This window comes from Rahnella bonaserana (assembly GCF_019049675.1).
GTDB classification, from domain to species: domain Bacteria; phylum Pseudomonadota; class Gammaproteobacteria; order Enterobacterales; family Enterobacteriaceae; genus Rahnella; species Rahnella bonaserana.
In genome coordinates this window covers 1-15,803 of sequence record NZ_JAFMOW010000053.1, presented here as the reverse complement: position 1 = coordinate 15,803, position 15,803 = coordinate 1, and the positions used below count along the sequence as shown (strand labels likewise).

General features: G+C 55.2%; 14 protein-coding genes. 3 read left to right on the top strand and 11 right to left on the bottom strand.

Annotation, left to right across the window (positions count from 1 at the left end):
• Window positions 1-24: 24 nt before the first annotated feature.
• The 9 genes from J1778_RS04390 to bioH all read right to left on the bottom strand — a co-directional run bounded on the left by J1778_RS04390 (window position 25) and on the right by bioH (window position 7,912).
• Complete coding sequence (locus J1778_RS04390; RefSeq protein ID WP_217172155.1) at window positions 25-651, bottom strand: malonate decarboxylase holo-ACP synthase; 627 nt, start codon at window positions 649-651, stop codon at window positions 25-27.
• Between the two features lie 16 nt (window positions 652-667).
• Window positions 668-1,630, bottom strand: a complete 963-nt coding sequence (locus tag J1778_RS04385; RefSeq protein ID WP_217172154.1) for an AEC family transporter — start codon at window positions 1,628-1,630, stop codon at window positions 668-670.
• A gap of 189 nt (window positions 1,631-1,819) precedes the next feature.
• Complete coding sequence (gene mdcE / locus J1778_RS04380; RefSeq protein WP_217172153.1) at window positions 1,820-2,635, bottom strand: biotin-independent malonate decarboxylase subunit gamma; 816 nt, start codon at window positions 2,633-2,635, stop codon at window positions 1,820-1,822.
• Window positions 2,632-3,483: a biotin-independent malonate decarboxylase subunit beta gene (locus J1778_RS04375; protein WP_217172152.1), complete on the bottom strand. Its 852-nt coding sequence runs from the start codon at window positions 3,481-3,483 to the stop codon at window positions 2,632-2,634. The genes mdcE and J1778_RS04375 overlap by 4 nt, the downstream gene beginning before the upstream one ends.
• The gene (locus J1778_RS04370) at window positions 3,473-3,775 is read right to left on the bottom strand and encodes a malonate decarboxylase subunit delta (RefSeq protein ID WP_217172151.1); all 303 of its coding nucleotides are present in this window, start codon (window positions 3,773-3,775) and stop codon (window positions 3,473-3,475) included. The genes J1778_RS04375 and J1778_RS04370 overlap by 11 nt, the downstream gene beginning before the upstream one ends.
• A gap of 40 nt (window positions 3,776-3,815) precedes the next feature.
• The gene (locus J1778_RS04365) at window positions 3,816-4,673 is read right to left on the bottom strand and encodes a triphosphoribosyl-dephospho-CoA synthase (protein WP_217172222.1); all 858 of its coding nucleotides are present in this window, start codon (window positions 4,671-4,673) and stop codon (window positions 3,816-3,818) included.
• 5 nt (window positions 4,674-4,678) lie between these two features.
• Window positions 4,679-6,340: a malonate decarboxylase subunit alpha gene (gene mdcA / locus J1778_RS04360; RefSeq protein WP_217172150.1), complete on the bottom strand. Its 1,662-nt coding sequence runs from the start codon at window positions 6,338-6,340 to the stop codon at window positions 4,679-4,681.
• Window positions 6,341-6,641: 301 nt separating this feature from the next.
• Window positions 6,642-6,911, bottom strand: a complete 270-nt coding sequence (locus tag J1778_RS04355; RefSeq protein WP_112288668.1) for a YdgH/BhsA/McbA-like domain containing protein — start codon at window positions 6,909-6,911, stop codon at window positions 6,642-6,644.
• Window positions 6,912-7,141: 230 nt separating this feature from the next.
• On the bottom strand, window positions 7,142-7,912 hold the full coding sequence (gene bioH / locus J1778_RS04350; RefSeq protein ID WP_217172149.1) for a pimeloyl-ACP methyl ester esterase BioH: 771 nt from the start codon (window positions 7,910-7,912) through the stop codon (window positions 7,142-7,144).
• A gap of 46 nt (window positions 7,913-7,958) precedes the next feature.
• Here bioH and gntX point away from each other — a divergent pair, with 46 nt between their 5' ends.
• The 3 genes from gntX (at window position 7,959) to J1778_RS04335 (ending at window position 11,014) form a co-directional block, all read left to right on the top strand.
• Entirely contained in the window at window positions 7,959-8,648 is a 690-nt protein-coding gene (gntX, locus tag J1778_RS04345; protein ID WP_217172148.1) for a DNA utilization protein GntX, read from the top strand.
• Window positions 8,649-8,745: 97 nt separating this feature from the next.
• Window positions 8,746-9,321 (top strand): Fe-S biogenesis protein NfuA, encoded by a 576-nt coding sequence (gene nfuA, locus J1778_RS04340; RefSeq protein WP_112288671.1) that lies wholly within the window; start codon window positions 8,746-8,748, stop codon window positions 9,319-9,321.
• A 274-nt stretch (window positions 9,322-9,595) separates the two neighbouring features.
• Complete coding sequence (locus J1778_RS04335) at window positions 9,596-11,014, top strand: DUF1996 domain-containing protein (protein ID WP_217172147.1); 1,419 nt, start codon at window positions 9,596-9,598, stop codon at window positions 11,012-11,014.
• A 44-nt stretch (window positions 11,015-11,058) separates the two neighbouring features.
• On the opposite strand, the gene malQ is transcribed toward J1778_RS04335, so the two are convergent.
• Window positions 11,059-13,134, bottom strand: a complete 2,076-nt coding sequence (gene malQ / locus J1778_RS04330) for a 4-alpha-glucanotransferase (RefSeq protein ID WP_217172146.1) — start codon at window positions 13,132-13,134, stop codon at window positions 11,059-11,061.
• 8 nt (window positions 13,135-13,142) lie between these two features.
• Window positions 13,143-15,557 (bottom strand): maltodextrin phosphorylase, encoded by a 2,415-nt coding sequence (gene malP, locus J1778_RS04325; protein ID WP_217172145.1) that lies wholly within the window; start codon window positions 15,555-15,557, stop codon window positions 13,143-13,145.
• Between the last annotated feature and the right edge of the window lie 246 nt (window positions 15,558-15,803).

Sequence of the window (15,803 nt, the reverse complement as noted above, 5' to 3'; positions counted from 1 at the left end):
GCTCCTTGCTTCTTGTGGCCGGATTTATTCTGCCGGCAATTGCCACGGGTCACGCACCAGCAACGGGCCGGACGCCGTTTTCAGCATGATGTCACCGCCACGCAGCCATTCGCTAAGGGCAAATCCCCCTTGCGGCGTGTTGATCTGAACATCAGCGCGGCAGGGAAGCCGCTGAAACTGGTCGTAAAAATCGAAAAACTGAGAAGGATCCACCGGCGTGTCGCAGCGCACCAGTAAATCAAGATCGCTGTCGGCGTGCATGACCGGCAGGTCACTGACCAGCGCGAAGGCGCAACTGCCCGTCACGCCCCAGGAGAAAGGCAGCTTCAGGCTGCATAACGTAATCAGCGCCTGCACCGGTTGTTGTGACACAAAGGGTGAATGCAGTAATGCGTTGACGTCGCTGACCAGAGATTCAGGAGTCACGACCCGCACTACCGCCGCCGGATCAATCCAGGCGGCGGCACGCTGAATGCGCGTCATGCCGCGAATGCCCACAGGAATTGCGTCGTCAGCACGTTTATCGCGACGCACCACCAGCGGCAGCGACGTATGCCAGCCGCTGTTGACCCACGCGGGTAACGTGTCGTCGCTTTGCAGCGCTGAACGGTCGCTTATCCAGACAAAATCATGGGCACGCGGATCACACATATTCCAACCTTTCTGATTAGTGAAGTGCGGCTGTCAGAGAGATAAACAGCGGTAATGTCACGATACATAACACGGAACTGATCAGCAGTGACGCTTCAGCATCCGGAGACTGAACCCCGAAGCGGTTACCGAACACGATACCGAAGAAACCGGCAGACAGCGCAATCATCAGAATCGCCGTCACAGCAACCTGACCACTCAGGCCGAACGCCAGAACCAAACCCCAGGCAATAAACGGCTGGATCAGGTTTTTCGCCACACAAGACAACAGCACCGGGCCGTTAATTTTCAGTTTACGGGCTGACAGGATTACACCGGTCAGGAACAGCGCAGACGCGGTAGCTGACAGACCCAGCGGTTTGATTGATGCCAGGAAAATTTCCGGCATTTTAATGCCAATCGCGGACAGGATCACGCCCAGCAACGGTGCCCAGACGATCGGTTTTTTCACTGAACGCCACATCAGAACCGGCAGCAGTGCCAGAGAAGACCCCTGATTTTCACCACTGAGACGCGCTTTTTCACGTTCGAGGATCAGCAGACAGAACGGCGTCATCAGCACGGAACCACAGGCGATAGACACCGCAACTGACAGGGAAGTCGACGGCGCATCACCCAGCACGCTGCTCAGGATAGGCAAACCAAGCGCAGCATAGTTCGGCAGTGCGACGGTCAGCGTCAGCACTGCCGCGTCCTGCGGAGACTTTTTAAAGACTTTGGTGCAAATAAAGTAAATCGCCGCGTAAGTGATCCACATCGCCAGAACCAGCACCAGAATCAACGGTGACTGTTCAACAATGCCCGCCCACGGGGTCTGTACAGTTGCTGCAAACAGCGCAGCGGGTAAAGCAAAATCCATCACGAAAATATTAAGTAAAGAGACATTCTGGTTATCCACCATTTTCGCTTTCCCGGCGTAAAAACCGAGGATCATGATGACGAAAATAGGGGCAAGCGCGTGCAATATTACGTAAGTCATAGCGTTTTTCCTGAGGCAAAAAATGAATGCTCAGTCGGCGCCGGTGCGATGGTTTTTTTAGTATGACAGTCCAGTTGCAGACAACAGCAGGTCCTCGCCCGGACGGTATGTCAGGGCGGGAACCCGCAATGCGGCTGCGTCACGCTGTTTGCAGGTGCGTTACCGGTTGAGACTGAAAGTTTTAACGAATTACCATTCCTGACGCATCATCTGGCGAACGCGCTGCGAACTTGCGCGGTTTTCTGCACCCAGACGGTTGCTGAGGCTAATGCCTTCTTTGCGTGCGTCCTGAATGTTTTGCCAGACAACGTTTTGCACGTTGCTGATGTCGTCGGGTGTTGCCTTGTCCGGATCAGCGATGTCGAGTAATTGCGACAGCAGGCCCAGCGTGGCGTAGTTTTCGATGTCATAAGCCATCGGCGGAATGGTGGCAGCCAGTTTTTCCAGCGCGTCCACAGAACGTAAGGTGATACGTGCGGCGGATTCTTTACCCATCGCGTGGATCATCACGCCATTGTTTTTGAAGGCGATCAGTTTGTTGGCCTGATAACCGTGCGCCAGAAACGCACCGGACATCGCTTTACCGACAATCAGCCCGACCACCGGATGCCCGGCCAGACGCGCTTTGGCGTAAGCGCCTGCGGCACCGGCCAGCGCCTGATGGATACCGAATGCTTCTTCGCGACGACCGTATGCCTGACTTGGCACATCAATCACTGCAACGATGGCGCGTTTGGTGGTGGCATTCGCGTCGGCATCAATGACGTCGTTGACCACTTTTGCCAGATTCCAGCCTTCGAGCAGGCCGACTTCGCCGCCCGCAGCACGCGGATACTGGTTATTTTTATCCGGTACCACGGCGATGAAACGCACGGGCTGGTCATTCATTTTGCCATCAGCTGCTTTCACGGAAGGGCAAAGACCGGTCACCGGAGTGGCGTCTTTGGTGAGTTCAGCGAACCAGTAATCACCCCGGCTGACTGCATTGTTTGCTACGTTGCTCATGCGCGATCCTCCCGGTTAAACAAGGCTTCCGTCACTTCACGGCTGGCCTGCTGCGCGGTGTCAAAACCGGTCAGTTTTGGCAGGTAATAATCATAATTATCAGAACGATGTGTGGCCGGAACGCCTTTTTTAATGAAGCTCATCACGCTGGCTTTCACCTCAGCGAGGGAATCTTTCACCAGCGCATCGACAAATCCGCTGTGATAACGCACTTCGCCACCGGTCATACTCCAGATAAACGGACGGTCGCGGGAATCGTATTCATCAATACCGGCTTCCTGTTCGATAACCTGCGGACCATTCAGACCCAGACGGGCTTCGCGGGTCACAATCAGATAGCTGCACAGCGCGGCGGCAATCGACATGCCACCAAAGCAACCGACCGTACCGGCAACTACGCCGATCACCGGCGTATAGCGGCGTAAATCAACAATCGCAGCGTGAATATCGGCGATGGCGGCCAGACCCAGATTGGCTTCCTGCAAACGTACACCGCCGGTTTCGAGCAGCAGAACGGCCTGCGTCGGGATGCCGTTGCGGTTATCTTCTGCGGCCAGTTCCAGCGCAGCAGCCATTTTGGCACCGGACACTTCGCCCATACTGCCGCCCTGGAAGTTGCCTTCAATCGCCACAACCACAGCGGGCTGGCCGTTAATCTGGCCTTTTGCAACCACCATGCCGTCATCGGCCTGCGGGACGATGCCCTGCGGTTCCAGCCATGGCGACATAACGCGTTCGAACGGCCCGAGCAGTTCACGGAAAGTGCCGTCGTCCAGCAGTTTGCGGGCACGCTGACGGGCGCTCAGTTCGATAAAGCTCTGATCCTGAAAGGAAGTATCAGTTGGCATTTTCAGCCTCCTCAAAAACCTGTTCGATACGCAGACGGGCAACCCCTGGTGTGGCGCCAAAATCATTAATGTCGAGACGGCCTGCCGGTAATTCACGCAGCGCGTTCAGACGGTTAAAAAAGTTCTGCCATAAGGTATGGCTGCCGTCGACGGACGTGGTGACGGTAATTTTCAGCGCACTGGCTGTGTCGGGTTCATACAGCGCTTCTAAATCGCCGGAACCTACCACGCCGGCTTCGGCGCGGCCTGCCAGCGGTTTTGCCGCCGGGTAGTTAAATTCAAAACGTTCCATAACACCTCTTTGTACTGATGTTAGTTAATTCGTATCCGGTTCAGACCACGCTCACGCGGTCGAGGAACAGCGTCGCGGCCAGTAAATCAGCGGCACCGCCGGGCGATGTGTTATCCGCCAGCATCCGGTGTTCGAGACGGCGCAACCGTTGTTTGCCCGCCATCGTGCTGGTGCCACCGGATTCCAGCACGGCCTGAGCGCCCTGATGCATAGCGTTGAGCGCTGGCAAACCGCCGCGTGACAGCACGCAGGTGTCGGCCAGTGTGGTCATCACCGCCAGTAAGGCATCGACCTGCGCTTCGCTTTCGCAGGCACCGCGTGTCCTGCTGTGGTGAAGCTGCGGCAACGCCCGGTCGATAATGTGCGGAAAACCACGCTGTGCTTCTTCACGGGCACCCGGCACCTGATAACGCTGCACGGCGTGCGAACCTTTACTGAATTTTTTCGGGCTGAAAGCGTCGGGTAGCGCCGCAATTTTCGCGGCGCGCTGCGCAATACTTTGCGGCAGCAAACGTTCCGGCTGCATGGCAACGGCGCTGACCAGCAGCCCCATCGCCCAGATAGCGCCCCGGTGAGTATTCACTCCGCCGGTTTCCGCCATCATTTGTGCTTCGCCGGCACGACCTAAGCGTCCCACTTCCTGGCGCAGGGCGATATCCGCCGGGCGCTGCCAGCTGTGTAAAGCCAGCAAATAGAAAGTGGATGTCAGGCTGTGCGCCGAACGCACCATCAGATCTAACGTTAAATCCTGATGTGCGCCGGAACTCCGGCTGTCTACCAACCCCGGTTTCGGGCTAAGCCGTGCTTCGTCGATCAGCGCCTGCGTCGCCGTTTCTGCCAGCCTTTCGGCCAGTTCTTCCGCTGTGAGTACAGCGCCAATCGTTAAAGTCTGCGGCATCATGATTACCAGCTCCGGAATTTGGCTGGCGGGTTATACAAACCGCCGGACCAGTCAACCAGTTCGCTCACGCTGCCTGCCGCCAGTAACGAACGGGTGGCATCGGTGCGGCGAATGCCCATGTCTTCCGGGAAGACCACCAGTTCCTGACGGCGCAGTTCGGCAACGCGTTTGGCGTCAACGCCCAGACCGATGTCAGTGATACCGGCCACCGCAGCGACCATTGCGCGGCGTTCTTCCAGAGAGCGGGCGCGGTGCAAATAGGCGATACCTTCTTCGGTCAGCACGTGCGTCACGTCGTCGCCGTAAATCATCACCGGCGCCAGCGGCATACCGGATTCTTTACCCACATCGACGGCTTCGAGTTTCTCAACGAACGTCGGTTTGCCACCGGCCTGGAAGGTTTCCACCATCTGCACAACCAGTTTTTTACCGCGCGCCATCGGATCCGGCTCTTCAATCATGTCGAGCCAGGCTGGCGTGGAGTGACGACGCCCGTGAGGGTCATGCCCCATGTTCGGTGCGCCACCAAAACCGGCCAGACGACCGCGGGTCACGGTGGAGGAATTCGCCAGACCATCGACCTGCAAGGTGGAACCGATGAACATGTCGACGGCGTACTGGCCGGCCATCTGGCAGAACGCACGGTTGGAACGCATGGAACCGTCGGAGCCAGTGAAGAACACGTCCGGACGAGCGCGAATGTACTCTTCCATGCCCATTTCGCCGCCGAAGCAGTGAACGGTTTCCACCCAACCGCTTTCGATAGCCGGGATCAGCGTCGGATGCGGATTCAGCGTCCAGTGTTTACAAATTTTGCCGCGCAGACCGAGCTGTTCGCCGTAAGTTGGCAGCAGCAGTTCGATAGCGGCAGTGTTAAAACCGATACCGTGGTTAAGCGACTGCACGTTGTGTTTGGCGTAGATGCCTTTAATCGCCATCATCGCCATCAGGACGTGAACCGGTTTAATCAGGCGTGGATCACGGGTGAACAGCGGTTCGATGAAGAACGGCTTGTCGGCGACGACCACGAAATCGATCCAGTCGCCCGGAATATCAACGCGCGGCAGGTCGGTATCTTCTTCAACCAGTTCATTAACCTGCGCAATCACGATGCCGTTTTTAAAGGCAGCGGCTTCGACCAGCGCCGGCGTATCTTCGGTGCTCGCGCCGGTATACAGATTGCCTTTACGGTCCGCTTTGAAGCCGGCGATCAGTGCAATGTTTGGCACCAGATCGACATAAAGACGGGAATACAGTTCGATGTACGTGTGGATTGCGCCGATTTCCATCTGGCCATCTTCCAGCAGTTGCGCAATACGCAGGCTTTGCGGGCCGGAGAACGCGAAATCAAGCTTGCGGGCGATTCCGCGTTCGAAGAGATCCAGATGTTCAGCGCGGCTGACGCTCGGCATGATCATATGTAAATCATGCAATTTTTCAGGGTTCACTTTTGCCAGCGAACGGGAAAGAAAGTCAGCTTGTTTTTGGTTATTGCCTTCCATCACCACGCGATCACCGGAGGCGATCAGCGTTTCGAGGACAGGAATGATTTTATCAGTGGGTAAGACTTTACCCTCGGCCACGGAACGGACACTGTCGATACGCCGTTGTTTTTCGCTGCGGCGGGTGTCCCACACTTTCGTGGTCTGCGGATGTTGCGGCATGCCAAACCTCCCTGGGTTGAGCTTGCTGAATCTTTCCCGGCGTGATGAAACAAAGAGGACGGTGGGAAGTTCAGTCAAGTGGCGGTTGCATCACAATTGACCTGTTTAATTAGCGTGTTAAGTGTAGGAAGCGGTGAGATAACCATCAATTAAGGGCGCTGACACTTCGTTACTCTGAGAGTAACGATTGAGGAGAATTCTTTTAAAACAGTTTGATACAGAACAAGGAATGAGAGGAAGCGCGCAAAAAAAGCTAAAAAAAAAGGATGCCTCAGGCATCCCTTTTTTCAGACTGAGAGAATTATTTGAAAACTTCTGCTGTTGCAGTGATTTTCTTTTTCTCCTGCGCGGCGATGACGACGTAGTATTTCCCGCCTTTTTCATCAGCCAGTTTGGACAGCTCATCTTTAGCATCCATTGGCGCAGTGTATTCATTGCTGGTGGTGACCACGCCCAGACTGGTGTAACCCTTATCTTTGGCTTCTTCTTTAGTGATCATCTCCGCCGCCATTGCGTTCACAGAGAATAAACCTGCCAGAACAGCTGCAATAATAATTTTATTTGATTTCATGACACTACCTCTAAATTGGATGAATAATTTTGAAAGAAAGCAGTCAAGATATGAACGGCAGGTGAATCTGTGCTGGCACGAACCTTCCTGGTCAACCACCAGATTTCTCCCCAGAGACACAAACGGGCGATGGAAAATCTTCCCCCTCTCACCTCCGTCATCTATCGGCTTAAGTATTAATCACCCTCGGGAATTATCCAGAAATTAGTAAAAAATATTTACATTGAGTTTCAGTCTGTAATCAGGAAATTCTCGACAAGCTTACAAAACACGTCGGGATGAGAGATAAACGGCGCATGTGCCGCTTTTTCAATGATTTCTGAACGGGAATCCGGCAGCAACGCATCCAGCAATGGCACCACTTTTCTTGGTACCAGTCCGTCCAGTGCGCCGTAAATACGCAATATTGGCAACGTCAGCTGCGTCATCGGCTGACGTAAATCGGCCATGCGCAAAATCTCCAGCCCGCCATTGAGCACCTCTGCTGGCGGCATCGGCAGATTCAGGACGATGGATTTCAGCAAACGGGCATCCTGACGCGCGCTGTCGCTACCGAGCGTCTGTAAAGCCAGAAAACGCTCGACCGTACGCTGGAAATCTTCACTCAGCTGATGCTGAAAACCCTGCAACACATCGGGGCGGATCCCCGGCCAGTCTTCATTTGCGGTAAAGCACGGCGAGGACGCCACGGTAATCAGTTTTTCCACACGCTGCGGCGCGCTCAGCGCAATCTGGCTGGCGACCAGACCGCCCAGTGACCAGCCCATCAGCGAGGCCCTGTGCGGCATGACCGCCAGAACCGTTTCCGCCATCTCTTCCAGCGTCATCGCCCCGAAACCTTTGCTGCGGCCATAGCCCGGCAGGTCGATCAGATGCACACAAAATTGCGGCGCAAGTCGCTCTGCCGTGTAACGCCAGACTTCGGCATTCAGCCCCCATCCGTGAAGCAGCACAAGATGGCGATCTCCTTCGCCGATTGTCTCCTGGTAAAGCGTGTTCATAGCGTATTGTCCGTGTCTGTCTGAATGGCAAAAGGAACCCGCCACTATGCTAACAATTGCCAGCCGCTGTTGGCTATGCCAGTGTCCGCTGCATGTCACGATTCAGGGCATTTGCAGCCTGTGTATGAAACATCTGCCGGTTGCCCCGCCGCATTGCCTGCGCTGCGGATTGCCCTGTTCCGGCGGCAATGATGACTGCGGACGTTGCCTGCAAAAACCGCCGCCGTGGGATGCGATGATCTTCGCCAGTCCTTATGAAATGCCGGTGAGCGGGCTGGTGTTGCGGTTCAAATTCGCCAGTCAACCGGAGCTCGACACCGCACTCGCCCGGCTGCTTTTACTGCGCTGGCAGGAACGCTACCGGATGCGCAATCTGCCCAGACCCGACGTGCTCCTCAGCGTGCCACTGCATCAGAAACGCTATTTCTCACGCGGCTATAATCAGAGTGAATTGCTGGCAAAGCCGCTGGCGCGCTGGCTGCATTGTGAATATCTGCCCGACGCCCTGAGCCGCGACCGGCGCACAACGTCGCAACAAAGCCTGACCGAGCGGGAAAGAAAGTGGAATTTGCGCAAAGCTTTCACCTGCCATGTCAGCCTGCGCGGTAAGCACGTGATGTTGCTGGATGACGTGGTGACAACCGGCAGCACGGTGCGTGAAATCAGTAAAATACTGCGCAGTCAGGGAGTTGCTTCCCTGCAAATTGCCTGTATTTGCAGGACTTTGCAGGCGTGAGCACGTGCTGCTAACACTCCGGTAACGTGAAGGGTGACGGGTAAAAGTAAAGGGCGTATTATAACCAACTAGAGTAGTCAACTATTGAGCGAATGTTATGATCCTTATTACCGATGCTGCCCAAGAGCACTTTGCCAAATTGCTGGCAAGCCAGGAAGAAGGCACCCAAATCCGCGTATTCGTGATCAATCCCGGTACGCCGACCGCAGAATGCGGTGTCTCCTATTGCCCGCCTGACGCCGTAGAAGCGACGGATACCGAACTGAAGTTCGAGAAACTGTCCGCTTTCGTCGATGAATTAAGCGCACCTTACCTGCAGGATGCGGTGATCGACTTCGTTACCGATCAGCTCGGTTCTCAGCTGACGCTGAAAGCGCCAAACGCCAAAATGCGTAAAGTTTCTGACGATGCACCGCTGATGGAACGTGTTGAATATCAGCTGCAATCGCAGATTAACCCGCAGTTAGCCAGCCACGGCGGTCGTGTTTCCCTGATGGAAATCACCGACGACGGCATCGCGGTTCTGCAATTCGGCGGTGGCTGTAACGGCTGTTCAATGATTGATGTCACCCTGAAAGACGGCATCGAGAAAGAACTCCTGCAAAACTTCCCTGAGCTGAAAGGCGTTCGTGACCTGACCGAACACCAGCGCGGCGAGCACTCCTTCTACTGATCAGTTAACGCCATTTCAGAATCACAATATCTTAGGGTTCAGCACTGCTGAACCCTTTTTATTGCCTGCTTTTTCACCTGCCCGCTGTGTCTGTGATGGCACAACCAGACTCGGTATCAGCTCGCACAGATTGCGCATAAAACAGAGGCAGGGGAAAAGGAATCGTGTAATTCAACACGTCTCAGTCCTGCTTTCTCAAGCGAGAGCCAGGCCCGGAACACACACTTCCCCGGATGTCATTTCTAAGGAAATCACTCTCTGTCCGGAGTCTGTTATGAAAACAACCTTACGCGTTTTAGTCCCTCTCGCCGGTCTGTTCGCCCTGACACCGCTGGCTTCTCATGCGGCATCAGGCCAGTCGAACGTCTCCTGTTCTTACAGCCACACGCTGGGTGACGATGCCATTCTGATGTTTGGTATGCCCAATCATGCAATGCTCCACGACTTCTTCGGTAACACCAGCACCGATGCGTATTCCACCTACGACACGCTGCAGGCGAACCCGGAAACCACCTGCAACAACAAGGCAGATTCCACCGCCTATTGGGCACCGACCATGAAATTGCCTTCAGGTGAAATCGTGAAGCCGTCGTATCAGAAAACCTATTATCAGGCCAACTCGGTTGAAAAATATCCGCTGACGCCTTTCCCCAAGGGATTACAGTTGCTGGCCGGGGATCACGTGGGCACCGCACCCAATCCCCACGTCAGCTTCTTGTGTGCCAATGGCAACGGCTACACCAACACCGCCGATCAGGTCTGTGGTTTGCGCTCAGGCGGGGATGCCGTGCAGTTCAACATCGGCATTAACTTTCCTAACTGCTGGGACGGCGTTCATCTGACACCGGTAAATGGACAAGCGAATGCCACGTATGATTCGAACAATGTCTGCCCGGCGAATTTTCCGGTCAAAATACCTAAGGTCAACATGAACATTGCCTACGTGTTGCCGCAGATTACCTCGCTGGATACCAGCAAAATACAGCTTTCGCTGGACCCTGAAATGGTCGGTGATCAACGCATCGAGAAGTGGGGCAGCATTTACACCGCCCATGGAGATTTCGTGAATGGCTGGCCTGAACAGTCCGCAAAATACATGACCGATTTGTGCATGAACCTGGCTTTCGATTGCAGTAATACGATCCCTTACAGCTACGAGCCTGCCCTGGAAGACACGGTCGTCAGCAGTACCAACAGCAGCACCAATTACGGCAGCAGCACGTTGCTGACCGCCAGCGACAACTGGAAAAACGGCGGCCATGCCAGCAATCCGGAAAGCCTGGTTCTGTTTAAGTTTAAAATTCCTGCACTGCCGGAAGCCATCCCGGCCTCTGAGGAAGGATTATTCGTCTACCGTCTGCGGGTGTTTGGTGGCAATGCGGCTTCCAGCGCCACCGGCAAGCTGAATGTTTACAGCACATCCACAGACTGGGATGGCAAAACAGTGAACTGGGATAACCATCCGGCAACGGATTACCAGTCCGCTGGCACCATCTCGATGAATAATAACCGTCAGTATCGCGACGCCATCGTGGATACGGCTGTTCGCCAGGCGCTGGCAGAAGGCAAAACGGAAGTCGCTTTCTACCTCGGCGGTGACCAGAATGGCGGGACGTACACCTTCGATTCCACCGAAACCAACCATCCGCCGTTGCTGATTGTGAAAGGCTATAAAGCGGCAACAGAGAATTAATCACAGCGGCCTGAGGAAACTCAGGCCTTTTTCTGCAACCAGAATTACACCTTTCGCCGCTGGTTCAAATCTGCCAGCAGCGAATCAATATGCTCATCAGCAAACATCTCCTCCAGCGTTCGCGTCAGTTTGCGCCGCCAGTTGGGGTATTCGGTATTCGTGCCCGGCACATTGACCGGCAAGTCCATATCCAGCCAGTCCTCAGGTTGCAGGCCGAGTAACGCGCTGGCGCTCGCTGCCAGATAACGCTGTAGCCCGCCATTTAGCACCGGCGTCATCGGCATACCCGCAGCTATATGAGGAGTCGATTTCGGCACGCATCTTTTCCGATGCAACGCATCCAGCAATCCCTGTTTACTGTGTTCACGCTCCCCGCGCAATTTCTCCAGCACCTGCGGATCAGGATAAACACCCAGCGACGCACCGAGCGTTAAATCGCCACCTTCCCAGTAACCGCGCAACGTCGGCAGGTCATGCGTGGTGACCGTTGCCATCGCCTGAGAAACATAATCCTCCGGTGGCCGATAAGCGTAGTTTTTGTCGTGCTCGAAATACAACACTTTGTAGGAATACACGCCGCTGTCGCGCAGGCTGGCGACAATCTCTTTCGGCACCGTACCGAGATCTTCCCCAATGACCATGCACTGATGCCGCTGACTTTCCAGCGCCAGCACGCCAAGTAAATCTTCCAGCGGATAACGGACATACGCGCCATTCCCCGCCTCCTGATCCGCCGGTATCCACCACAAACGCAGCAGCCCCATCACGTGATCGATACGCAGCGCCCCGCAATCCGCCATATTTGCACGCAATAAATCAATAAATGGCTGATAGGCACGGGCTTTCATTTCGTGCGGATCAATGGGTGGAAGCCCCCAGTTTTGTCCCTGAGGACCAAGAATATCCGGCGGTGCGCCGATGGTGGCTTTCAGGCAATACAGCGCCGGATCAGACCAGGTTTCCGCGCCGCCTTGCGCCACGCCGACGGCCAGATCACGGTACACGCCGACCGGCATCTCCAGTTCCACACTGCGCTGATAACATTCAGAAAACTGCGTATGCGCCAGCCATTGCTGCCACTGATAAAATTCAACTTCACTGGCATAACGCTCACTGAACGCCTTCACTTCCGCACTTTGGGCATCGCGATAGGCTTGAGGCCACACCGGCCAGCCCCACTGGCCTAAATCCAGATCGCGCAGATGTACATGCAGCGCGTCGAACAGCGCCTGTTGCCGCAAACTGCTACCACCAAGTTCGACGAAACGGTGGAAATCCTGCTTGCGCGGGCTGTCTTCCGGCAGTTCGCAAAACAGCGGCCAGGCGAGTTTCAGCGCGGCGGATTTCAGCGCCATGACCTGCGGATAATCGACAAACTCCGTACTGCGCGCCTGCAATAACGCGTCACGCGTCTCTCTTGAATGCCACCAGTTTTGTGCCTCGCGACTGGCGGCGAATTCCTCCACGGCGTTCACATCAATGTAAGTCAGGTTCAGCCAGCGGCGGGACGACGGACTGTACGGGCTGGCACTTTGCGGATTCGCCGGATACAACGAATGGACAGGATTCAGCCCGACGAACGCCCCGCCACGCTTACCGACTTCTTCGACCATTTTTTTCAGGTCGCCAAAATCACCCACGCCCCAGTTATTTTCCGAACGCAACGTGTAAAGCTGCACCGTCGCGCCCCACAGTTTTTTGCCCGCCCGCAACACCTGCGGTTCATAACAGCGCGGCGGCACGACGATAATCCGGCAGGGCCAGACATTGCCGTTTTGCGATAACGTCAGCTGGTGATACCCCTCAGGCAGCGCTGCGCCGAGGTTCAGCGCCTTACCCGCCAGAATGTCGCCGTGCGTCTGACTGCCGCTTTCCTGCGTCAGTTGCCAGCTATATGCGCCAGCGCCTTCCGGTGTCAGCAGCACTTTTTTGCCTTGTGTAAACACTTTTACCGGCGGCACGGGCATGATTTCCGGCACATCAGCCGGGTCCCGCCCCATCGCCGCGAGCAAAGCGGCCCGCGTGTCATCGGAAACTGTTTCGACGTCATCGGTCATATTGATGAAACTGTCTAAAATCCCCGCCCGGCGTGCGGCTTCAACGAGTTGCTTATCTTCCATGCCTGCTCCTATCGTTTGGCCTGCCAGATGCGTTGCTGATAATCACGGATGGAACGGTCGGCGCTGAACATGCCGACGCGCGCCGTGTTGAGCAGCGTGCGGCGCGTCCATTCATCGGTATTACGGAACAGCGTATCGACCTGTTTCTGTGCTTCGCAATAGGCTGCAAAATCCGCCAGCACCAGATACGGATCACCGCCGTCGAGCAGGCTGTTGAGCATCAGATCGAAGGCTTTCTTATCACCGTTGGCATAAAAGCCGCTGGCCAGTTCGTCGAGAATGGCTTTGAGATGTTTGTCCTTTTTCACCAGCGCTTTCGGTTTGTAGCCCTTTTTCAGCTGCGCTTTCACTTCATCAACGGTCAGGCCAAAGATAAAGATGTTGTCCTCGCCGACCTGTTCGGCAATTTCGACGTTCGCACCATCCAGCGTGCCGACGGTCAGCGCACCGTTCAGCGCCAGTTTCATATTGCCGGTGCCGGAAGCCTCTTTGCCTGCGGTAGAAATCTGCTCGGAGACATCCGCCGCCGGGATCATCAGTTCAGCCACGGAAACGCAATAATCGGGAATGAACACCACTTTGATGCGATCGGCGACGATCGGATCGTTGTTGATCTTCTCCGCCACCTGATTGATCGCATAGATGATATTTTTGGCGAGGTAATAGCCGGGCGCGGCTTTTGCACCGAACAGGAAAACGCGCGGCACGATGTCGAGTTTCGGGTTATCGCGGATCTGGCGGTACAGTGAAAGAATGTGCAGCAGATTCAGATGCTGACGTTTGTACTCGTGCAGACGTTTGATCTGCACATCGAAAATCGCGTCCGGATTAAGCCGGATCCCCATGCGATGCCAGACGTATTCCGCCAGCCGCACTTTGTTCTCGTGTTTGATTTTGCGGTACTGCTTGCAGAATTTTTTGTCTTTGACGCCCTCTTCCAGACCTTTCAGCAAATCCAGATTGTTCACCCAGCCGTCGGTTTTCAGACGCTCATCTATCAGCGCGGAAAGCGCCGGATTACACTGTTTCAGCCAGCGCCGAGGCGTGATGCCGTTGGTCACATTATGGAATTTCTGCGGCCACAACTGGTGATATTCCGGGAACAGATCTTTGACCACCAGATCCGAATGCAGCGCCGCCACGCCGTTAACCGCAAAACCGGCAACCACACAGAGGTTTGCCATGCGCACCTGTTTGTCGTGATGCACGGCAAGCTTCGCCCAGACAGCCTCATCGCCCGGCCATTCTTTGCTGACCCGTTTCTTAAAGTTGGCGTTGATTTGTTTAATAATCTGGAAATGACGCGGCAGCAGGCTGCGCACCAGTCGCTCGTCCCAGGTTTCCAGCGCTTCCGGCATCAGCGTGTGGTTGGTGTAAGCAAAGGTGCGGCTGGTAATGTGCCACGCGTCATCCCAGCTCAGCTGATGCTCGTCGAGCAGCACGCGCAGCATTTCAGGAATGGCGATGGTCGGGTGCGTGTCGTTAAGCTGGATGACTTCATAATCCGGCAATTCGCTGATTTTGCGCCCAAGAAAATGGTGACGCCGCAGGATATCGGCTACCGAGCAGGCGCACTGGAAATACTGCTGCATCAGGCGCAGACGTTTACCGGCCTGATGGTTGTCATTCGGGTATAACACTTTGGTGAGTTTGGCAGCGTCGACGCCCTGTTGTTCGGCTTTCAGGAACTCGCCGTCATTAAACTTTTCGAGATCAAACGGATGCGGATGTGTCGCTTCCCATAAGCGCAGCGGTTGCGTAATACCGTTTCGATAGCCCATCACCGGCAGATCCCAGGCTTCGCCTCGCAGGGTAAATTCCGGTTCCCAGCGCGAAACACCCTGTTCATTCTTCACGACTTTACCGCCGACGCCAACGCTGACCGCCAGGGAACTGTTATGGCGAAACCATGGATATTCGCTCCGGTGCCAGTCATCCGGCGACTCTTTCTGTTTACCGTCAACAAAACGCTGGCGGAATAAACCGTACTGATAATTCAGGCCATAACCGATACCGGGCTGTCCGACTGAGGCCATCGCATCGAGATAACAGGCCGCCAGCCGTCCCAGCCCGCCGTTGCCCAGCGCCGGATCGATTTCCTCTTCCAGCAAACCAGTCAGATTGATATCAAACGGTTCCAGCGCGCTGGCAATTTTTTCGTACCAGCCGAGATTAATCAGGTTGTTACCGGTGAGACGCCCGACCAGAAATTCCATCGAGATATAGTTAACGTGGCGGGTCATTTTTTTGCTTTTGCTGCTGACGGTATCGTTTTGCGCAGGAAGCTGTTCGGCGACCGCGGCACTGACCGCGTGCCACCACTGATGCTGAGTCATATCTGAAGCTGAAGTAAGTCCGAACGCTTGCCACTGGCGGGTGAGCGCCGCCAAAAAAACATCCTGCTTGAACGTGATCTTCGACATAGGGCAGTCTCTTTTCTGTCTGAGGGGACGGAATGCTTCCGTGAGAAAAAGTGTGATCTCGCTATCTATGTATAAACCCTATGCTGGAAAAATGCTCACTGCGGGGATGAGGAAAAATGCATGAAATCATGTCGAAGGGATGGCACGATGCCATTAAAACCCCCTCCCCGCCTACCCACCTTCCAAGGCGAGGAGCAAAAACTCGATCAGCACCCTCCCCTGCCAAGCGCATGGTTGGGCTAGGGT